The sequence below is a fragment of the Arthrobacter sp. zg-Y877 genome (assembly GCF_030373105.1).
In the GTDB taxonomy this organism is placed as follows: domain Bacteria; phylum Actinomycetota; class Actinomycetes; order Actinomycetales; family Micrococcaceae; genus Arthrobacter_B.
On record NZ_JAUCPU010000007.1, the window covers coordinates 518,370 to 538,526 of the forward strand.

15 protein-coding genes are annotated in these 20,157 nt (G+C 66.8%); 8 read left to right on the top strand and 7 right to left on the bottom strand.

The window, feature by feature from the left end:
• Positions 1–84 precede the first annotated feature (84 nt).
• The 3 genes from QNO03_RS13335 to QNO03_RS13345 all read right to left on the bottom strand — a co-directional run bounded on the left by QNO03_RS13335 (position 85) and on the right by QNO03_RS13345 (position 3,224).
• On the bottom strand, positions 85–1,647 hold the full coding sequence (locus QNO03_RS13335) for a PAS domain-containing sensor histidine kinase (RefSeq protein WP_229946504.1): 1,563 nt from the start codon (positions 1,645–1,647) through the stop codon (positions 85–87).
• Positions 1,648–1,654: 7 nt separating this feature from the next.
• On the bottom strand, positions 1,655–2,470 hold the full coding sequence (locus QNO03_RS13340) for an alpha/beta fold hydrolase (RefSeq protein ID WP_289603635.1): 816 nt from the start codon (positions 2,468–2,470) through the stop codon (positions 1,655–1,657).
• A 220-nt stretch (positions 2,471–2,690) separates the two neighbouring features.
• Positions 2,691–3,224: a dihydrofolate reductase family protein gene (locus tag QNO03_RS13345; protein ID WP_229946510.1), complete on the bottom strand. Its 534-nt coding sequence runs from the start codon at positions 3,222–3,224 to the stop codon at positions 2,691–2,693.
• Positions 3,225–3,468: 244 nt separating this feature from the next.
• Between QNO03_RS13345 and QNO03_RS13350 the strand changes: the two genes are divergently transcribed.
• Positions 3,469–5,262: a thiamine pyrophosphate-requiring protein gene (locus QNO03_RS13350; protein ID WP_289603636.1), complete on the top strand. Its 1,794-nt coding sequence runs from the start codon at positions 3,469–3,471 to the stop codon at positions 5,260–5,262.
• 84 nt (positions 5,263–5,346) lie between these two features.
• Here the strand turns inward: QNO03_RS13350 and QNO03_RS13355 are convergent, their stop codons facing one another.
• From QNO03_RS13355 to QNO03_RS13365, 3 genes are all read right to left on the bottom strand, one after another.
• Entirely contained in the window at positions 5,347–6,633 is a 1,287-nt protein-coding gene (locus QNO03_RS13355) for an ammonium transporter (protein WP_289603637.1), read from the bottom strand.
• Between the two features lie 314 nt (positions 6,634–6,947).
• A complete protein-coding gene (locus tag QNO03_RS13360; RefSeq protein WP_229946518.1) occupies positions 6,948–7,544 on the bottom strand; it encodes an HdeD family acid-resistance protein in 597 nt (198 codons plus the stop codon).
• Between the two features lie 159 nt (positions 7,545–7,703).
• On the bottom strand, positions 7,704–8,378 hold the full coding sequence (locus QNO03_RS13365; protein WP_289603638.1) for a phosphoribosyltransferase family protein: 675 nt from the start codon (positions 8,376–8,378) through the stop codon (positions 7,704–7,706).
• Positions 8,379–8,506: 128 nt separating this feature from the next.
• Between QNO03_RS13365 and QNO03_RS13370 the strand changes: the two genes are divergently transcribed.
• The 6 genes from QNO03_RS13370 (at position 8,507) to QNO03_RS13395 (ending at position 15,409) form a co-directional block, all read left to right on the top strand.
• A complete protein-coding gene (locus QNO03_RS13370; RefSeq protein WP_289603639.1) occupies positions 8,507–9,259 on the top strand; it encodes an SDR family NAD(P)-dependent oxidoreductase in 753 nt (250 codons plus the stop codon).
• Between the two features lie 151 nt (positions 9,260–9,410).
• Positions 9,411–10,382, top strand: a complete 972-nt coding sequence (locus QNO03_RS13375) for an ATP-grasp domain-containing protein (protein WP_289603640.1) — start codon at positions 9,411–9,413, stop codon at positions 10,380–10,382.
• Between the two features lie 83 nt (positions 10,383–10,465).
• Entirely contained in the window at positions 10,466–12,154 is a 1,689-nt protein-coding gene (locus tag QNO03_RS13380) for a long-chain-fatty-acid--CoA ligase (RefSeq protein WP_289603641.1), read from the top strand.
• A gap of 221 nt (positions 12,155–12,375) precedes the next feature.
• Positions 12,376–13,305: a YsnF/AvaK domain-containing protein gene (locus QNO03_RS13385; protein ID WP_289603642.1), complete on the top strand. Its 930-nt coding sequence runs from the start codon at positions 12,376–12,378 to the stop codon at positions 13,303–13,305.
• Positions 13,306–14,026: 721 nt separating this feature from the next.
• Positions 14,027–14,497: a hypothetical protein gene (locus tag QNO03_RS13390; RefSeq protein WP_289603643.1), complete on the top strand. Its 471-nt coding sequence runs from the start codon at positions 14,027–14,029 to the stop codon at positions 14,495–14,497.
• A gap of 117 nt (positions 14,498–14,614) precedes the next feature.
• Positions 14,615–15,409: a hypothetical protein gene (locus QNO03_RS13395; protein ID WP_289603644.1), complete on the top strand. Its 795-nt coding sequence runs from the start codon at positions 14,615–14,617 to the stop codon at positions 15,407–15,409.
• Positions 15,410–15,652: 243 nt separating this feature from the next.
• On the opposite strand, the gene QNO03_RS13400 is transcribed toward QNO03_RS13395, so the two are convergent.
• Positions 15,653–16,549 (bottom strand): LysR family transcriptional regulator, encoded by an 897-nt coding sequence (locus QNO03_RS13400; RefSeq protein ID WP_289603645.1) that lies wholly within the window; start codon positions 16,547–16,549, stop codon positions 15,653–15,655.
• Between the two features lie 133 nt (positions 16,550–16,682).
• Here QNO03_RS13400 and QNO03_RS13405 point away from each other — a divergent pair, with 133 nt between their 5' ends.
• Positions 16,683–20,144 carry a bifunctional proline dehydrogenase/L-glutamate gamma-semialdehyde dehydrogenase gene (locus QNO03_RS13405; RefSeq protein ID WP_289603646.1) on the top strand — a complete coding sequence of 1,154 codons (3,462 nt, stop codon included), beginning with the start codon at positions 16,683–16,685 and terminating at the stop codon, positions 20,142–20,144.
• The last annotated feature ends 13 nt before the right edge of the window (positions 20,145–20,157 follow it).

Genomic DNA, 20,157 nt, shown 5'->3' on the forward strand with positions numbered 1-20,157 from the left:
CGTGCATGCGGGGTGGGACTTTTACCTTTCGGATGGTTACACAGCGCCTAAATGGCCGCAAAATCGGGAGGAATGCAAGTCCGGTCAGGGCAGGGTGACGGTAAAGACGGTGCCCTTGCCGGCCTCGCTCGCCATGGCGATGGTGCCGCCGTGCTCCTCCACGATGCGCTTGGTGATGACCAGCCCAAGCCCGACGCCGGGGATCTGCGCCCGGCGCGCGGTGCCGGAGCGGAAGAACTTGGTAAAGACTTCCGCCTGCTCGGCCTCGGTCATGCCGATGCCTGAGTCCGCTACCTGAAGGACGGTGGAACCGGCGTCGGTGCGCCAGGCACTGACCGTCACCTGTCCGCCGTCGGGCGAGTACTTGACGGCGTTGGACAGCAGGTTGTCCAGCACCTGGGAAATGCGCTTGGGGTCCACCATGGCCGGCAGGGTTTCGGGAACCTTGGCAACGATGTCCACCGAGTTGATTTCGGCGCGGGGGGCGGCGGAGGTGATGCCGGCGCGGACCAGTTCGCTGAGGTCGGTGACTTCCTGCTGGATGTTGGCGGACCCGGCCGCGGCGGTCAGCAGATCCGAGACCAGGTGCAGGAGCTTCTCCGAATTCCGCTGTGCCACCTTCAGCGAAGAGGCCACATGGGACGGGATGGCGTCTTCCTCATCCAGGGCCAGTTCCAGATAGCCCATGATCGAGGTCAGCGGTGTGCGCAGTTCATGGGACACATTGGCCACAAAATCGTCCTTCGCGGCCACGGCATTCACCAGTCCCGTGACATCACTGTAGGCAATCACGGAGCCGCGGAAGGCGTCGTCGTCGCCCTTGACGGACCGGGCCGAGACGCTCAGCGCCTTCTGCTCCTCACCGTTGCCGTACCAGACGAGCTGGTCGGAGAAGGACTGGCCCGAGGCTGCCCGCTGCACGGGGCGCTGGTCCACGGGGATCGGCGTAATGCGGTCCGGACCGAAAATCTGCATCTCGGCTTCGGTGGGACGGTGGGTGAAGGAGGGCGCGGCGAGACGTTCGTGGAGACGCTGGCGCGAGTTGGTGAGGATGCGCCGGCCGTCCTCGTCGATGACCGCCACACCCACGCGGATGGTGTTCAGGATGGTTTCGAGCATCGACTCCTTGCGGAGGCTTTCCATCAGCGAGGCCTGCAGCACCACGTCCTTCTCCTGCAGCACCGCGGCCTGGGCGGTAAGGCTGGCTTCGGCTTCCGCCCGTGCGGCTTCGGCGTCCTCGGCGGTGCGCAGGGCGGAGATGAGGTCCCGTTCATACAGCCGGCGTTCGTGGGCGTAGAACGCCACCACCTGGTCGAGGGCGGGCCGCCCGTCGGAGGCGGGGGAGCGGGTGGCGGAGAGCAGCACCGGGATCCGCTGGCCCTCGGGACCCAGGAGGTCGACGGCGAGTTCGGCGAACTCCTCGTTCAGCTCCAGCTGCGGCATGGCATGGGTGGTGTAGACAATCCGGTCTCCCACGGGCAGCAGCTTCAACAGGCTGGTACCGCGGACTTCGTCCAGCGTCTTGCCGATCCACCTCTGGGCGGTGCCGTTGGCGTTCACCACCGTACCGTCCGTCAGGGTGATGAAATAGCCCGCCGGAGCCGATTCGGACAGGGCGCGGTAATCAAGCCGGAAATCCAGGTCCATGGCGCGTCTACTCTGAGTGCTGCAGGTAGGCGAGGATGAGGTCCGCGGTTTCTCCCGGTGCACTGACGTGGGGGAGATGGCCGGTGGCCTTCATCGGCACCAGCGTGCTCTGCGGGATGTGCTCCTGCAGGTACCGGCCCACGTGCTCCGGAGCCAACAGGTCCGCCGATGCCTGCATGATGAGGGCGGGAACGGCTACCTGCGGGAGCAGGCTCCTGACGTCCGTCAGGAAGGCGACGCGGGCGAACTGCCGGGCAATGGTCGGGTTGACCCGGCAGAAACTGCCCTGGAGCTCTTCCCCCAGGGCAGGATCGTCGGGGACACCCATGATCGCCGGCGCCATATTGGCAGCCCAGACCAAATAGTTGGTGTCCAGGGATTCGAGCAACTCGTCCAGATCGGCCCGGCTGAAACCGCCTTCGTAGCCGTCTTCGGGATAGTCCATGTAGCTGGCCGACGGTGCCACCAGGATGAGCCGGGCAAAGCGCTCCGGCGCGGCGGCTCCGGCGGCGATGGCCATCATGGCGCTGACGCTGTGGCCGATGAAGGTGACATCCTGCAGGTCGAGTCCGTCGCAGAGTTCGAGGACATCGGCGACGTAGCCGTCCAGGGTGGCGTACTTGGCCGGGGTGTAGGCATCCAGATCGGAACCGCCGGCACCAACATGGTCGAAAAGCACAACTTTGTACTCGTCGGTGAAGCGCGGCAGCACCCGCGACCACATGCCCTGGTCGCAGCCGAAACCGTGGGCAAAAAGCAGTACGGGTCCATCTGCTCGTCCCAGAACCCGAACATTGTTCCGGGTGCGGATATCAGTCTTCATTTGCCTGTGTGCCTGCTTTTCTTCTTATGCGCCTTGCCCCAATGCCATAAGCGGAGTCACAGCAAACCTTACAGGGCCGGGACTCCTAAAACGGCCAGCGGGGGTGCGGTTGGAATGTCCGTGGCGGTCCGGAGGGAATAGGAAGAAAGTGCACAGGAAAAGGCGGTTATACCAATAGCCGCATTTCCCGCGAAGAAAGTGCCACCAGGTGCCTTGATGATCAGCCCACTGCATAACGGAGTTCGGCGGCGCCGCCGTCGAACTGCGTGCTGGCAATAAGCCGCATGGGGGAGGTGGGGCCGGACACGGGCAGCAGCCGCCGCCCACTGCCCAGGGCAACCGGCATGTAGGTCACCCACAGTTCATCCAGCAGGCCCGCCTCCGCAAACTGCGCCGCCACATTCCCGCCGCCCACCACCCAGATGTTGCCCTCTCCGGCAGCGTTCCGCGCGTCCTGGAAGACTTCCCGCACATCACCGGCGGCGAAGCGGACATCCCCCGCCGGCGGTGCGGATTCCTCCCCGTGGCTGAGCACCCAGCATGGCTGGGCGTACTCCCAGGTGTCCGGCTCCTCCGCCCGGAGCCAGCGGTAGGTTTCCGCGCCCATCACTACGGCGCCGACGTCGGCCATAAACCGGTTGTAATGCTCCTGGAAGGCCTCAAAGCCGAAGTGGAGCAGCCAGTCCAGCCGGTTGTCCTCGGTGGCAATAAAACCGTCCAGGGAAGACGCGACGTAATAGATGACCTTGGGCATGGGATGAGGATAGCGGGGCCCACATGCCGGTTGTCAGTGGCGGGTTCCAAACCTGTTCTTCGCGGGACGGAATACCTGCGCAATAGTCCGCCCGCCCCGGGCAGGGAAATCATGTATTGCGGAGGCGTCGGGGGACGTATCTGGGATAGGTTGATAGACGGTGGACCATAAGCAGCCTGACTATTTTCCGCCGGCCGGTGTTGCGGCCGGACCAGCCCGGTGGAACAGCGCGGAAGGAAAGAATATGAGCGAGCGGCTCGTAGCGGATCTGATTGTCGAACGCCTGCAGGCCTGGAACGTGGACCGGGTGTTCGGCTACAGCGGGGACGGCATCAACACCGTCCTGGGCGCGATGCGCCGCAGCGGTGATCCTGAGTTCATCCAGGTCCGGCACGAGGAAAATGCCGCCTTCATGGCTGTGGGACATGCCAAGTACACCGGCGGGGTGGGGGTGGTGATGTCCACCCAGGGGCCTGGTGCCATCCACCTGCTCAACGGGTTGTATGACGCCCGGCTGGACGGCGCGCCCGTGGTGGCCATAGTGGGCCAGCAGTCCCGCAGCGTGCTGGGGTCCTCCTATATGCAGGAAGTGGACCTGATGAACCTGACCCGGGATGTTGCCTCGGCGTTCCGGCAGCAGATCAATTCTCCTGAACAGGTTCCGCTGGTGCTCGACCGCGCGTTCAAGAAGGCACTGGCCACGGGCACTCCCGCCGTCGTCATCATCCCGCATGACGTGCAGCAGGCCCCGGCACCGGAACTCGAACAGGAACACGGCATCCTCAATACCGTTCCCGTGTTCAGTCCCGCGCGCACCTCACCGGCCGAAGCGGATATCCGGGCGGCCGCGGACCTGATCAACTCCGGGGAGCGGGTGGCCCTGCTGGTGGGGCAGGGTGCACGCGATGCCCGCGACCAGGTCGCCGCCCTGGCGGAGAAGATCGGTGCGGGCATCACCACCAGCCTGCTCGGCAAACCGTATGTGGATGAGACCCTGCCGCTCGCGGCCGGAACCATGGGGCACCTGGGGACCAGCTCCGCCGGGTACGTGATGGACAACTGTGACACCCTGCTCATCATCGGATCCAGCGATCCGTGGACCGAGTTCTATCCGAAGCCGGGCACTGCCCGGGGCGTGCAGATTGACCGGGATGCTTCCGCGGTCGGCAACCGCTACCCGGTGGAAGTAGGCATCACGGGAGACGCCGCAGCCACCCTGGACGCCCTGATCCCGCTGCTGGAAGCCCGCCCCGACGCCGCATGGCGGGGACAGGTCGAGGAAAGCGTCCGCCGCTGGCACGAGCTGGCCCGGGTGCGGGCAATGACACCCGCCGATCCGGTCAACCCTGAACGCGTGGTGTACGAGCTGAACCTGCGCCTGCCGGGCAATGCCCAGGTGGCGGTCGACGTCGGCAGTTCCGTGTATTGGTACGCACGGCAGCTGCATCTTCCGGAGGGTGTACCTGCCCACCTTTCCAGCACGCTGGCCAGCATGGGCTGCTCCGTGCCGTACGGCCTGGCCGCGAAGCTCGCGTACCCGGACCGGCCGGTGGTGGCGCTCTCCGGTGACGGCGCCATGCAGATGGCAGGGGTGACTGAAATGATCACCCTCAGCCGGCTCTGGCAGAAGTGGGAAGATCCGCGGTTTGTAATCTGCGTGCTCAACAACCGCGAACTGGCGGAGGTCACCTGGGAGCAGCGCGAGATGGAGGGCGATCCGCGGTTCGAGGACAGCCAGTCGCTGCCGGACTTCAAATACGCCGAGTACGCCAAGCTGCTGGGGCTGGAAGCCATCCGGATCGAGGATCCGGAGCTGCTGGGCGAGGCCTGGGACGTGGCGCTCGCCGCCAAGCGGCCGTTCCTGATCGAGGTGGTCACCGATCCCGCGGTGCCCCTGCTGCCGCCGTTCCCCAGCGGCGCAGCCCAGGCCGAAACCATGAAGGCCGGGCTGGCGCAGGAAGGGGCGGCAGGGGAACATTCGCGCCAGCTGCTGGATGTCTATCTGGCACAGGAAGAAGGCCTGTACCGGGACCTCTGATTCCCCGTCGGGGGAGGGGCCCCGGCATGCCGGAACGGGTGTACCCCACGAGGGATACACCCGTTCCTCCTTTCGGCGCCCCGGCTAAGTGCGGGTCGGTGCACCGAGTTCCACGGGTTCCTCGTCATTCAGGTACGCCGATTCGGAGTGCGCCATCAGGTCGATGCCCTTCAGCTCGCTCTCTTCCGGGATACGCAGTCCGATGGTCAGCTGCAGTACCTTGGCAATCAGCCAGGTCACCACGAAGGAGTAGACCAGGACGGCGCCGCAGGCGAGGGCCTGGATGCCCAGCAGGGAGAACCCGCCGCCGTAGAACAGTCCGCTCACCCCGTTGGGTGCTGCCTCGGTGGCGAACAGCCCGATCAGGAGGGTGCCCAGCAGGCCGCCGACGGCGTGTACCGCCACGACATCCAGCGAGTCATCAAACCCGAGACGGAACTTCAGTTCAATGGCCAGCGAGCAGACCAGCCCGGCAATCGCACCGATGGCGACGGCGCCCAGCGGGCTTACCGCTCCACAGGCCGGGGTGATGGCCACCAATGCGGCAATCAGCCCCGATGCCGCGCCCAGGCTCGAGGAACGGCCCAGCCGCAGGCGTTCCATCAGCGCCCAGCCCAGCAGGCCGGCTGCCGCGGCCACGGCGGTGTTGAGGAAGACGACGGCGGCGGAGTGCCCGGCGCTCAGGGCCGAGCCGGCGTTGAAGCCGTACCAGCCGATCCACAGCAGGCTCGCTCCCAGGAGGATCAAGGGCCGGCTGTGCGGCTGGCCGTGCGAGTTGGGCCAGCCCTTGCTCCGGCCCAGGACCAGCGCCAGGGCCAGGGCGGCGACGCCGGCATTCAGGTGCACCGCGGTGCCGCCGGCGAAGTCGATGGCACCCAGCTGGTTGGCGATCCATCCGCCGACGACGGTGCCGTCTGCGCTGTCGAAGGCGAAGACCCAGTGCGCCACCGGGAAATAGACCAGCGTTGCCCAGAGGCCCGCGAAGACCATCCAGGCGCCGAACTTCATCCGGCCGGCGGCGGACCCGGCCACCAGGGCCGTGGTCACGCAGGCGAACATCAGCTGGAAGGCCGCGAACAGGGCCAACGGGATGGACGCTTCGGGGTCTTCCGTCAGGAGCGCGGACAGGCCGAGAAACTCAGTGGGGCTGCCGAGCAGGCCCAAGCCGCCCAGCGAGTCGCCGAAGGCTGCGGAGTAGCCGTAAAACACCCACAGGACAGCCACGAGGCTGGCCCCGCCGAAGCACATCATCATCATGTTCAGGATCCGCCGTGAGCCCACCATGCCGCCGTAGAAGAAGGCGATCCCGGGGATCATCAGGCAGACCAATGCGGAACTGGCGAGCAGCCAGGCCGTGTTTCCAGAGTCCATGGAGGTACTCCCGTTCGGGTTGCGCCCGTTTCTGCCTCTGCCGATGCAGCCGGACGGAGAATATGGACGGACCAGCCCCCCGAGGCTGACCGGCACCGCACTGCACGAGGTGCTGCTTTAAGGGTGCGGGCGGGATGTTTCGTCCGGGAGCGCCTGCAGGTTAGCGCTGCGTTAACGCAGGCTGGACGTCGGCTGGGAGGTTTCTGGACGCGGTATCCCGTTGAGCGCTATCCGGGGAGGGCCGCGGTCGGAGGGGGTCCGCCGTCGGGCCGGGGCCGTCGGGGGTCCGCCGTCGGGCGGGGAAGAACGGAAGACTAGGCGGTCCGGGGCATGCCGCGTCCAAAGGCAAATGCGCGGACAATCTGGATGGCGCCCAGGACCACCAGGAAAATGCCGCCGTAAATCACCAGGACCGCGAGGGATTCGAGCGGGATAAACAGCACGACGATGCCCGCGAGGATGCTCAGGACGGCCAGGACAATCGCGAACCAGCGGGACCCGCCGCGGTCGGACTCGGCCAGGGCCATCACACCCTCCACAATCCAGGCGATCCCGATCACCAGTCCCAGGGCCGTGAGGGTTTCCATGGGGTTGCGGACAGCAATAACCCCCACCACCAGCAGGGCCAGCCCCACCAGGATATTCAGGATTTTCAATCCTGCGCCCAGCCCGGTGAAGACGCCGAGGAGGATGCGGACAGCGCCGGCGATAACGAAATACAGGCCGAAGAGGACGGCGAGGACCTCGAGCGTGGCTCCCGGCCAGAACAGGATCAGCAGCCCCAGGACCACGGAGACCAGTCCGGTGATACCCAGACCGAGGCGGATGCCGCGGACGGCGGACTTGGCCAGGTTCAGGGCGTCCAGCGCGAACCCGCCCTCTTGATGGAAAGTGCTGCCTGATGCGGACATGCTCAAGACCTCCAAGGAGATTCCCCCATCGGCCCCGGCGGAGCGCCGGTCCTTCCAGTATCGGCCGCAGGCACCCGGCTTCTCTAGGGACCGGCCGCGGATCGGGCGTGGCCCGGACCGGATCGCTACGGCTGGCATGAGCCTCTGGGCGCGGCCGGCTTACAGTCCCAGCAGTCCGCGGACCTGGGCGTCGGAAACCTGGCCGAAGCGGCGGTAGGCCAGCCCCACGGCCTCCAGCCCGCTGTCCGGCCAGAGGACAACGACGTCGTCCGCCGGCGGGGCCAGGAGGTCCGCCGCATTGCCGCACGCCACAGGTGCGGCAGCGGCCAGGCGGGCGGGAGCCAGTTTTCGGACGGCGCCCAGCGCCGCGCGCATGGTGGCGCCGGTGGCCAGTCCGTCATCGACCAGGAGGACAGTGCTACCGGTAAGGCTCCGCGACGGTGCGTCCGGCCGGAAGAGCTCCTCCCGGCGCCGGACTTCGGCGAGCTGGTCCTCGGCCGCGGCCGCGAACCGGGCCTCGGCATCGGAACGGCGGCTGCGCCAGTACCGGAGCACATCCTCGTTGCGGACCACGCAGACCGTTCCCGCAATGCCCGCCACCGCCCCGGCAGCGAGCTCAGGCTGTTCCGGATAGCCGATCTTGCGCACCACCACCACATCCAGCGGTGCGGCCAGGGCGCGGGCCACCTCCGCGGCCACCGGAACCCCGCCGCGGGGAAGGCCCAGGACCACCAGTCCCGGGGCGCCCGCGTAGCCGGCCAGCCGGGCGGCGAGCGCGCGTCCGGCGTCGTTACGGTCCTGCCAGCCGGGGGACGGAACAGAGGCGGAAAACATGGGAATGACCGGATCGGGTGGGGGAATACAGCGTGTTCTTCCCAAGCTAGGGTCCGCTGCGGGTACCGGCAAGAGGCAGCGCAACCGCCCGCGTTGCCAAACCCGGCGCGGCATAGAAAAGTGGCGGTATGACTCAGACAGCAGTAATCACAGGGGCCACCTCCGGCATTGGCGCCGAGTTTGCCCGCCAGTTAGCGCAGCGGGGCTACGACCTGGTCCTCACCGGGCGGAACACCGAGCGGCTGGAATCCACCGCAGGGGAGCTGGCGCGGGACTACTCCGTCAAGACCGAGTGGATCGCGGCCGATCTTGCGACCTCGGAGGGAGTTGCCGCCGTCGCCCGCCGGGTGCAGCGGCCCGACGTCGGACTCCTGGTGAACAATGCCGGATACGGGCTGAAGAATGATTTTGCCCGCAACGGGCTGCAGGCGGAGGTGGACCACCTGAACGTGTTGGTGGGGGCGCCGCTGCAGCTGAGCCACACCGCACTGAACGCCATGCTGTCCCGCGGCGGCGGACGGATCATCAATGTCGCCTCCGTGGCCGGCTTCATCCCGCGGGGAACCTACAGTGCGGCAAAGGCCTGGGTGATCAGCTTCAGCCGCTGGGCCAACCTCTACTACAAGGGCCGCGGCGTCACCGTCACCGCGGTCTGCCCGGGCTTTGTGCACACGGACTTCCATGCCCGGATGGAAATGGACAAGAGCCTGTACCCCAAGTGGATGTGGCTCAACGCGGACCGCGTGGTGCGCGAAGCCCTGGCGGATGCCTTCGCGGGCAAGGGCATCTCCATACCGACCAAGCGGTACCGGTTCCTCGCGGCCGTGGGCAGCCGGGCCCCGCAGGCACTGGTCGCCCGGCTGGCGGGCCGGGGGCGGTAGGCCTGGGCGCGCTGGTGGGGCGGGGCGCTGCAGGGGAGCGGCCGACGTCGGGCGTCACGGAAGCTGGCGGCGCCCCGCCGTCGGGCCTAGGGTTGCTGTGCACCGCCGGCCCATCCCGGGTCCGACGACGACACCGGCGAAAGTGAGCCCCATGAGCACCGGCACTCCCACGGTCTATGCCCTTCACGAGAACCCCGAGTGGTTCCCGCCCTTTGCCCGCGCCTTCGAAGCCGAAGGTGTGCATGTGGAGGAATGGCTGCTGACCGACGGCGTCCTGGACCTGGATTCGGTGCCGCCGGAGGGGATTTTCTGGTCCCGGATCAGCGCTTCCTCGCATACCCGGGACCACGGCCTGTCCAAGGACTACGCCCGCGCGGTGCTGTCCTGGCTCGAAGCGCACGGCCGGCGCACGGTCAACGGCCGCCGGGTGCTGGAACTGGAAATGAGCAAGGTCGACCAGCTGACCGCGCTGCGGGCCGCCGGCATCGACACCCCGCGCACCGTGGCCGCCGTCGGGCGCCACCAGATCCTGGCCGCAGCGAAGGGCTTCGAGGCGCCGTTCATCACCAAGCACAACCAGGGCGGCAAGGGGCTGGGGGTCCGCAAGTTCGACTCGCACGGTGAACTGGCGGACTACGTGGCATCGGCGGAGTTCGAGGAGCCGGCGGACGGCATCACCCTCATCCAGGAGTACATCCAGGCAGCGGAACCCTTCATCACCCGGGCGGAAATCGTGGGCGGGGAATTCATCTACGCCATCAAGGCGGACACGGCCCGCGGCGGCTTCCAGCTCTGCCCGGCCGACGCCTGCGCCATCGACCCGTCCACCGGCAAACCCATCGTGCCGCCGGGTGCCACCATTGCCCCGGATGCCGACACCCAGCTGTTCAGCCTGCGCGGGGACTTCGACCATCCCGTGATCGGCAAGTACCTGGAGTTTGCCCGCCGCACCGGCCTGGAGGTGTGCGGTATTGAATTCATCGAAGCCGCCGACGGGCGCCTGCTTACGTACGACGTCAACACCAACACCAACTACAACGCCGCCGTCGAAGCCGTGGCGCCGCGGTCCGCGCCCCGCGCGCTCGCCCGGTATCTCGCCTCCCTGACAGCACCCGTGGGATAGCGTGGTGCGGCACAACTTTTTTATCCACAGGGCTGCCGCGTCGATATAGTCGTGCTGTAAAGCCCAACCCGAAGGAGACCTCCATGTCCGCTGCCCTGGAACCGCATTGGGTCAAGAACTACCAGCCCGGCGTTCCCGCGCAGATTGAGCTGCCCACCGAATCCCTCACCTCCATGATGGAAGACGCCGTGGAGCGGTTCGGCAGCAAGGTGGCACTGGAATTCTTCGGCGCCGAAACCACCTACAAGGACCTGGGCGACCGGATCAACCGGGCTGCTGAAGGCCTGCGCAAACTCGGCGTCCGCAAGGGCCACCGGGTGGCTGTCATCCTGCCCAACTGCCCGCAGTACCTCATCGCGTTCTACGCCGTGCTCCGGCTGGGGGCCGTCGTCGTCGGCCACAACCCGCTTTACACCGAGCGGGAGCTGCGCCACCAGTTCGAGAACCACGGCGCCAAGGTCGCCATTGTCTGGGACAAGGCCGTGGCGAAGGTCCAGGACTTCCCGGGCGACGTGGCCGTGGAAACCATCGTGGCCGTGAACATCGTCAAGGCGATGCCCCGGGTTAAGCGGATGGCGCTGGCCCTTCCGGTTCCCTCCCTGCGGCGCACCCGCGAGGGCCTGACCACCAAGACCGAACACACCATGTCCTGGGAAGAGCTGCTGGACAACGCACCCCTGGCGCCGGAGCACCCGCGCCCGGCGGTCACCGACCTGGCGGCGCTGCAGTACACCTCCGGCACCACCGGGCTGCCCAAAGGCGTGATGCTGACGCATTACAACCTGCGGTCCAACGCCCTGCAGGGCAAGGCCTGGATGCACGGGGCGCAGGAGGGTAAGGAAGTCATTTACGGCGTCCTGCCGATGTTCCATGCCTTCGGCCTCACCCTGTACCTGACCTTCTCGGTGCTCACCGGGTCGCGGCTGGTGCTGTTCCCCAAGTTCGACGTGGACCTGGTGCTGGCCGCCGCCAAGAAGTCGAAGCCCACCGTCTTCTGCGCCGTTCCGCCGATCTACGAAAAGACCGCGCACGAGTCCATCAAGCGGGGCGTGGACCTGTCCACCATCCGGTACGCCATTTCCGGGGCCATGACCCTGCCGGCCGCGACCGTGAAGCTGTGGGAAGAGGTCTCCGGCGGCCTCCTGGTGGAAGGCTACGGCCTGACCGAATCCTCCCCGGTGGCCCTGGGCAACCCGTTCGCCGAGACGCGCCGCAACGGCACCATCGGCGTTCCGTTCCCGAGCACCGAGATGCGCGTCGTGGATCCGGAGAGCCCGGAGAACGACGTCGAGTCCGGCGCCGCCGGTGAACTGCTGGTCCGCGGACCGCAGGTCTTTGCCGGGTACTGGAACAATCCCGAGGGTACCGCCGAGGTGCTGCTCGACGGCGGCTGGCTGCGTACCGGCGACATTGTCACTGTGGATGAGGACGGCTTCGTGAAGGTGGTGGACCGCCGCAAGGAACTGATCATTACCGGTGGGTTCAACGTTTCCCCGTCCGAGGTGGAGGACGTGCTGCGCACGCACCAGCACATTCTCGACGCCGCCGTGGTGGGCCTGCCGAGGGCCGACGGCGGCGAGCAGGTGGTGGCCGCCGTCGTACTCCAGGAAGGTGCCGAACTCGATGAGGCCGCGCTGCGCGCCTACTGCCGGGAACGCCTGACGCCCTACAAGGTGCCGCGCCGGATTGTCGCCATTGAGGAACTGCCCAAGTCCATGCTGGGCAAGGTCCTGCGCCGCCAGGTGCGGGACACCCTGCTGCAGGACGCGTAGTTCACCTCCTCGCTGCAAGTACCTATTGACGGGTCTCCCGGTGGGGGGCTGGAATGATAAGTGGACTTGGTATGTATGCCAGGTTCCTCACCAGTCAACCAGCCGGCCCCGGAGCCGTAGGCGGGTAACCGACCGCCTCGTCGTCTGTCTCCGAACCGGGCCTGTGGTGAATCGCCGCCGGTCAACCGATCCGGCGGATTCGCTGTCGCGAGGAGAACAAGATGATCACGAATCAGCAGGTCGAAGGACTCATGAGTGGTTCGGGCAACGTGGTGGGGCCGAACGGCGACACAATTGGTTCCGTAGGCACCTTCTACCTGGATGACCAGACCGACGAACCGGCATGGGTCACTGTGAACACCGGCCTCTTCGGCACGTCGGAAACCTTTATCCCCCTCAGTGAGGCGAGCGTTGACGGCGCCGACGTCATGGTGCCTTACTCCAAGGAAGAGGTTCGGAACGCGCCGCATATCGAAAGCGACGGATCGATCAGCCCGGAAGAGGAAGTCACGCTGTACCGGTATTACGGCTTCAGCTACGACGACGGTTCTTCGGAGTCCATTTCGGAAACCGACACGATTACCGAGACGCGGGACAGCGACCTGAGCAGCGGCACGGTGTCGGATTCGCGGACCGCCGGCACGTCCAGCAGCTCGGGCACGTCCAACCTTTCCTCATCGTCGGGTTCGGGATCCAGCGGGGACGACGCCATGACCCGGTCCGAGGAGCGCCTGAACGTGGGCACCGAGAGCCGTGCGGTGGGCAAGGCCCGGCTGCGCAAATACATCGTGACGGAGACCGTCACCAAGCAGGTTCCGGTCAGTCACGAAGAGGTGCGGATCGAGCGTGAACCCATCACGGACGCCAATGCGGGGGACGCACTGTCCGGCTCCGAGCTCACTGAGGACGAGCACGAGGTGACGCTGCACGCCGAAGAAGCAGTGGTGTCCAAGCACACCGAGCCGGTGGAACGCGTCCGCCTGGATACCGAAACGGTGACCGGCACCGAGAGCGTCTCCGAGGAGGTCCGCAAGGAGCAGATCGACACGGACGTCAACGACTCCTCCTCCCACGGGAAGAAGTCGGGCGGTTCGGGGTCTTCGGGGTCCGGGTCCGGATCCTCGGGGTCGGGGTCGGGGTCCGGGTCCTAACTCTTCAACGCGCACGACGCACTAGGCACGACGGCGGGTCCCGGGTTTCCGGTGCCCGCCGTTCTGCTGTGCGGCTTGTTTGTACGGGTTTCCGGGCTGGGGCTGAATCTAGTGAGCAGATAAGGGAGTTTTGCGAATCTACTGAGCACATAACGGGGCTAATCCGGCCCTGGCCGAATCTACTGAGCACATAACGGGGTTTTGGGATGGATGCCCATAACCCCATGTGCTGCTCAGTAGATCAGTCCAGTCCAGCCCGGCGAGCGCAGCACCGAAGGGCCAGCACAGGGTCCCAGCCTTTGGGGCATATGGGTGCTGGCGGGACCACTCGCGCAACAACAGCACCAATGCGTGGGACCTCGTGCGCGCGGCGGCCGACTTAGCCCGGGGTCCTGGCCCTTGGCCGGCCGTGGGGTGTGTTCGTCGGCCTTCAGTGTGCAGTAGATGCTGTCTGGATGGGTCCCAGGCAGCATCTACTGCACACTCGACGGTGGGCGGACCATTGCTAGTACAGGTAACGGGCTTATCCGTCGGTCATAAGCCCGTTAGCTGTACTTCGAACAACCCCGGGACGGCGATGAGCCCGTTAGCTGTACTTCGAACAAGGCCAGGGCGGGAATGGGCCCGTCAGCTGTACACCCGAGCGTTGGCTCCCGAATACCGCCGGCGGGCCGATTTAGGCGCTAGGGTGAGGCCACTGTCCAAGATTCCTGGGGGAACCATGAGAAAAACTGCCGCCATTCCGGCGCTTGTCGTGCTGATTGTCACCGGCTGCGCCGCCGAAGCAGGGGAGTCCGGCGCGTCGTCTGCCACTGGCACCGCAACAGGGAAGCCTTCCGCATCCGCCGAGACGGTGGCGCAGGACTCGGACGAGGAAACCTGCCGCAAACTCCTCGGGACCGAGGGCAACGGACCCCTCCGCGAAGCAGCCTCCCTGGTAAAAATCGGTGGTGGAACTAGCGGTTTCGAGGGAACCGTGGAGACTGCCCGCGCACTGCATGAGGAAATCCAGGGGGTGGCTCAGGATGCCTCTCCGGAGATGGAGCCGCTGCTGGAGGAGCTGTCCTCACCGATGGAGAACACCATAAAGATTGCAGAAAACCCCGGTTCTCCTTGGACCTTCAACGCCGATACCTGGAGGACCACCGTTGCGGAACTCGAGACAAGCTGTGCGCCGTACCGGGTCAGCTGAGGCCAAGCAGCGTCTGCCGGAGCCCCGGCCCTGACGCAAGAGCCCCGGCACCAAAACCCCGGCCGCTCCGGTTTAGGCGCTAGGGTGGGGCCACTGTCTACGATTCCTGGGGGAACCATGCGCAAAACTGCTGCCGTACCGGCCCTGGCCCTGCTGTTCGTCACCGGCTGCAGCGCAGAAGCAGCGGAGCCGGACGATTCAGCTCCCGCTGCCGCAACCGCGAAGCCTTCCGCAACCGCCGAAACGGTGGCGCTGGACTCGGCGGAGGGAACGTGTCTCAAGCTCCTCGGGACCGGCGGTAATGGGCCCCTCTACCAAGCCATCTACTTTGTGAAAGACAACGACACAACGTTCAGCGTCCAGGGCTCCGCCGACAGTGCCCGCACCGTTAACGCGGAAGTCCAAGATATCGCCGCCAGCGCCCCGGAGGGCATGGGCATCCTGCTCAAGGACCTGTCAGCCTCGATGGACGGCGCCATACCGCTGGCCGAGGGCCCCGGTCCCTTCCCGGGCTTCGATATCTTTGCCTGGCGAGACGCTGTTTCGGAACTCCTGATCCAGTGCGCGCCCTACGAGACCGCGGCCGACGCCGGGACGGCACCCGCTGCTCCGGCCTCCTCAACAGCGGACGAGGCCAGCGCAACGTTCCCGGGCTACCCCCTGATCGTCAATGCCGCCTCCGTGGATTACCGGGTGGGCGCATGGTTCGACGGGAAGCTTGTTGACGGGCTGGTGGTTGCGCTCGCACCGGGACTTTATGCGCCTTACGACCCCAACGTTCCTGACCTGTCGGCGTACTACGTTCCGGCCGGGGTGGCCGGGGACCGCACCATGAAGACAACCGTCTTCCCCAACTCGGGGGGCGCTGCCACCTGGTCCGGAGTAAACCCCGGAGCTGAGGAACCGCAGTAAACCCTCCGATATGGGAAAACGCTGCCGGTTTGGGAAATCCCTGCCACGCTGCAGTGGAGGAATTTCCCTAACTGGCAGCAGAACCCCGAACTGGCAGCAGAACCCCGAACTGGCAGCAGGATCCCGAACCGGCAGCAGGATCGCGGACCGCCGGCAGCAGAACCCCGAACTGGCAGCAGGATCCCGAACTGGCAGCAGAATCCCACCCCGGGAGGCCGCTGGCAGGGAACCAGGAAACCAGCCCTACGACACCAGCCGCGCCGTACGCTCCAGCACCTCCCGGCACGCGAGAATGGCCGGCCGCTGCGCTCCTGCCTCCCGCACCGACGTGAAGATGGTCCGCCGCGGCCTGCCGGGGAGGTCCAGGAGCCGGACCGTGGGAACCCGTCCGGTCCACACCAGTTCCGGCATCAGGCCGACGGCGTTGCCTGACTCGATCAGCCGGATCTGCGCCTGCAGGTCGGCCGTTTCGTACCGGACATCCGGTTCGAACCCTGCCTGCCGGCATGCCTGCTCGGCCCAGTGCCGTGACGCCGCACCGCGGGGTTCCATCACCCAGGCACGGGCGGCGGTGTCCTCGATGGAACGGATGTCCCCGCCCTGCCCGCCGGAAGGCACAGCCAGATGGATGGCGTCCGTGGTGAGCTGCACCCGGTCCAGCCCGGGATGCCGGGGAGCGGCGTGGCCGGGGTACTGCTCGGCAATCACCAGATCGAAATCCCGGGCCCAGGTTTCATACAGCGCCGTTTCGGGTTCACGCTGGATCATTTCAATCCGCACCTCGGGGTAGTCCCGGCCCAGGATCGTCAGGGCGTCCGGCAGCAGGGCCAGCGCTGCGGACTGGAAAACGGCCAGCCGGACCGTGCCCGTCACGGTCGTCAGGGACTCGGCCAGATCCGCTTCGGCCCGTTCCAGGGCGTCCAGGATTCCCGCCGCATGATCCACCAGGATCTCGGCCTGCGGAGTGAGGGTGACCCGGCGTCCGGTCTTGCGCAGCAGGGGCACTCCCACCTCCTTCTCGAGCAGGGCCAGCTGCTGCGACACCGAGGACGGGCTGAAGTTGAGGGCCGCAGCGACGGAGGCCAGCGTGCCCCGGATTTTGAGTTCGCGCAGCAGCCGCAGGCGACGGATATCGAGCATGCAGGGAGCCCTTCGAATCGTTAAGGAAAACCAATCTGTACCGGTCGGAAAAGATCGCTTTATCTAATTGAACATCAAGCGCAGACTGGGTCAGTACTCCGGGGACAGCCACTTGTGAAAAGAGCACCACATCATGACCGATATCTTTGAAGACCGCGCCACCGCCGACGCCGTTCCCAGCGCCGAGCTGGCGGAGCAGTCCGTCGCCCTCGTCCGGCGCTGGCTGACCGAAGCAGCTGCTGTCCCCGTGGATGCCTCCGCCGCCCAGCTGGCCGGAGTCCTGAAGGACCCGGACGGCCTCGGGTTCACCGTGGGCTTTGTCGACGGCGTCGTCCGTCCCGAAGATCTCCGCGTCGCCGCCCGCAACCTCGCAGCCCTGGCTCCCCGCGTACCCGGCTTCCTGCCCTGGTACATGCGCGCCGCCGTGCGTGCCGGCGGCATCCTCGGCCCGGTGGTTCCGCAGATCGTCATTCCGGCAGCCCGGAAGGTGCTGCGCGAAATGGTCGGGCACCTGATTGTGGACGCCACCGACGCCAAGCTGGGCAAGGCCATCGCCGGCATCCGCAAGGACAACATCCGGCTAAACATGAATCTCCTTGGCGAGGCGGTCCTTGGCCAGCACGAGGCAGCCCGCCGGCTGGAAGGCACCCATGCCCTCCTGGCCCGCGACGACGTCGACTACGTCTCCATCAAGGTCTCCTCCACCGTCGCCCCGCACTCCCCGTGGGCCTTTGACGAAGCCGTCCAGCACGTCATTGAATCCCTGACCCCGCTCTTCCGCCGCGCCGCGCAGTCCCCGGTGAAGAAGTTCATCAACCTGGACATGGAGGAATACAAGGACCTGGAGATGACCATGGCGGTCTTCACGGGCATCCTCTCGCAGCCCGAGTTCCAGGACCTGGAAGCCGGGATCGTGCTCCAGGCCTACCTCCCGGACGCACTCTCGGCCATGATGCGGCTGCAGGAATTTGCTGCCAAGCGCCGCGCCGACGGCGGTGCCGCCATCAAGGTCCGCGTGGTCAAGGGCGCCAACCTGCCGATGGAACAGGTCGAAGCCTCGCTGCACGGCTGGCCGCTGGCCACCTGGCATACCAAGGCGGACAGCGACACCAACTACAAGCGCGTCATCAACTATGCCCTGCACCCGGACCGCATTCAGAATGTGCGGATCGGCGTCGCCGGGCACAACCTGTTTGACGTCGCGTTCGCCTGGCTGCTGGCCGGGGAACGCGGAGTGCGGGACGGCATCGAATTCGAAATGCTGCTGGGGATGGCCGCCGGCCAGGCCGAGGTGGTGCGCCGCGACGTCGGCAGCCTGCTGCTCTACACCCCGGTGGTGCACCCGGCGGAGTTCGACGTCGCCATCGCCTACCTGATCCGCCGCCTCGAGGAGGGCGCCAGCTCAGAGAACTTCATGTCCGCCGTCTTCGAACTGGCCGAAAACGAGGCACTCTTTGAGCGCGAGAAGCTGCGTTTCCTGGCCTCGCTGGAAAACCTGGACACCGCCGTGCCCGCCCCGCACCGCGTGCAGGACCGGAACCTGCCCGTCGCCGCCGCCACGGACAGCTTCGACAACACCCCGGACAGCGACCCGTCGCTGCCCGCCAACCAGGCCTGGGGCCGGGCCATCCTGTCCCGCGTCCCCGGATCGAAGCTGGGCAAGGACGCAGTGGCAGCTGCCGCCGTCGAAACCGAAGCAGAGCTCGACGCCGTCATCACCACCGCCGTGACCAAGGGCAAGGCGTGGGGTGCGCTCAGCGGCGCCGACCGTGCCGAGGTTCTGCACCGCGCCGGCGAAGTGCTGGAGGCCCGCCGGGCCGAGCTGATGGAGGTTATGGCCGCTGAAACCGGCAAGACCCTGGACCAGTCGGACCCCGAGGTGTCCGAGGCCATCGACTTCGCGCATTACTACGCCGAGCTCGCCCGCGAACTCGACACCGTGGAGGGCGCACGTTTCGCGCCGTCCCGCCTGACCGTGGTCACCCCGCCGTGGAACTTCCCGGTTGCCATCCCGGCCGGTTCGACCCTCGCCGCCCTGGCCGCCGGGTCCGCCGTCGTCATCAAGCCCGCCCGCCAGTCCGCCCGCAGCGGCGCCGTCATGGTGGAAGCCCTCTGGGAAGCGGGCGTTCCGCGTGACGTCCTGCAGCTCGTGCAGCTGGGTGAAACGGAACTCGGCCGCCAGCTGATCTCCTACCCGGCCGTGGACCGCGTGATCCTGACCGGAGGCTACGAGACCGCCGAACTGTTCCGCTCCTTCCGCCCCGACCTGCCGCTGCTGGCCGAAACCTCGGGCAAAAACACTGTGATCGTCACCCCGAGCGCGGACTTCGACCTCGCCGCCCGCGACGTCGCCGCGTCCGCCTTCGGGCATGCCGGGCAGAAGTGCTCCGCCGCGTCGCTCGTGATCCTGGTGGGCTCCGTGGCGAAGTCGCCGCGCTTCCGGAACCAGCTGGTGGACGCCGTCCAGTCACTGAAGGTCGGCTACCCGGAGGATCCCACTACGCAGATGGGTCCGGTCATCGAACCCGCCGCGGGCAAGCTGCTTCGGGGCCTCACCGAACTCGGCGAGGGTGAAACCTGGCTGCTGCAGCCTGAACAGCTCGACGAGAGCGGCCGGTTGTGGAGCCCGGGCATCCGCACCGGTGTCCGCCGCGGCTCCGAATACCACCTCACCGAGTACTTCGGCCCGATCCTCGGCGTCATGACGGCCGCGACCCTCGAAGAGGCCATCGATATCGCCAATGACATTGACTACGGCCTGACCGCCGGGCTGCATTCCCTCGAGCCCGCGGAAATGGACGTCTGGCTGAACCGCATACAGGCCGGCAACCTGTACGTGAACCGCGGCATCACCGGCGCCATCGTCCGCCGCCAGCCCTTCGGCGGCTGGAAGAAGTCCGCCGTCGGTGCCGGCACCAAGGCCGGCGGCCCGAACTACCTGATCGGGCTGGGCAACTGGGAAGCCGTCAACGGCACCTCCGCTCCCGCCACCGAGCTTCCCGCCGCCGCGCCGGCAGCACGCCTTGTCGCTGCCGCCGAATCGGCCGGTGCGGTGTTCACCGCCGACGACGGCGCCTTCCTCCGCCGCGCAGCGAACAGCGACATCCGCGCCTGGAACAGCGAATTCGGCACCGCCAAGGACGTGTCCGGCCTCTCCGCCGAACGCAACGTCTTCCGGTACGTGCCCGTTCCCGTCACCGTCCGGCTGTCGGAGGGACAGCCCGCAGCCCTGCTGGTCAGAGTCCTTGCCGCGGCACTGACCGCAGGATCGGCAGTCACCATCTCCACCGCCGTCGACCTCCCCGCCGGGGTTCGGGCGGTACTGACCGAACTTGGACTTGAGTTCCGGGTGGAGGACGACGCCGCATGGCTGGCCTCCGCTGCCTCGCTCACGTCCGGACGTATCCGGCTGATTGGCGGGTCTGTGCAGGCACTGGCCGAAGCCACCGGAGGCACCCCGGACATTGCGGTCTACGCCCAGCCCGTGACCGAGTCGGGCCGCCTGGAGCTGCTGCCGTTCCTGCACGAGCAGGCCGTGAGCATCACCGCGCACCGGTTCGGAACGCCGAACTTCCTCTCGGACGCGCTGATCTAGGCGTTCACCGGGC

Bases quoted from the DNA above. Each gene is read 5' to 3' on its own strand.
- QNO03_RS13395 (WP_289603644.1), top strand. From the start codon at position 14,615: ATGCGCAAAACTGCTGCCGTACCGGCCCTGGCCCTGCTGTTCGTCACC.
- QNO03_RS13350 (WP_289603636.1), top strand. From the start codon at position 3,469: ATGAGCGAGCGGCTCGTAGCGGATCTGATTGTCGAACGCCTGCAGGCC.
- QNO03_RS13400 (WP_289603645.1), bottom strand. From the start codon at position 16,549: ATGCTCGATATCCGTCGCCTGCGGCTGCTGCGCGAACTCAAAATCCGG.
- QNO03_RS13405 (WP_289603646.1), top strand. From the start codon at position 16,683: ATGACCGATATCTTTGAAGACCGCGCCACCGCCGACGCCGTTCCCAGC.
- QNO03_RS13375 (WP_289603640.1), top strand. From the start codon at position 9,411: ATGAGCACCGGCACTCCCACGGTCTATGCCCTTCACGAGAACCCCGAG.
- QNO03_RS13335 (WP_229946504.1), bottom strand. From the start codon at position 1,647: ATGGACCTGGATTTCCGGCTTGATTACCGCGCCCTGTCCGAATCGGCT.
- QNO03_RS13355 (WP_289603637.1), bottom strand. From the start codon at position 6,633: ATGGACTCTGGAAACACGGCCTGGCTGCTCGCCAGTTCCGCATTGGTC.
- QNO03_RS13390 (WP_289603643.1), top strand. From the start codon at position 14,027: ATGAGAAAAACTGCCGCCATTCCGGCGCTTGTCGTGCTGATTGTCACC.
- QNO03_RS13385 (WP_289603642.1), top strand. From the start codon at position 12,376: ATGATCACGAATCAGCAGGTCGAAGGACTCATGAGTGGTTCGGGCAAC.
- QNO03_RS13365 (WP_289603638.1), bottom strand. From the start codon at position 8,378: ATGTTTTCCGCCTCTGTTCCGTCCCCCGGCTGGCAGGACCGTAACGAC.
- QNO03_RS13360 (WP_229946518.1), bottom strand. From the start codon at position 7,544: ATGTCCGCATCAGGCAGCACTTTCCATCAAGAGGGCGGGTTCGCGCTG.
- QNO03_RS13380 (WP_289603641.1), top strand. From the start codon at position 10,466: ATGTCCGCTGCCCTGGAACCGCATTGGGTCAAGAACTACCAGCCCGGC.
- QNO03_RS13370 (WP_289603639.1), top strand. From the start codon at position 8,507: ATGACTCAGACAGCAGTAATCACAGGGGCCACCTCCGGCATTGGCGCC.
- QNO03_RS13345 (WP_229946510.1), bottom strand. From the start codon at position 3,224: ATGCCCAAGGTCATCTATTACGTCGCGTCTTCCCTGGACGGTTTTATT.
- QNO03_RS13340 (WP_289603635.1), bottom strand. From the start codon at position 2,470: ATGAAGACTGATATCCGCACCCGGAACAATGTTCGGGTTCTGGGACGA.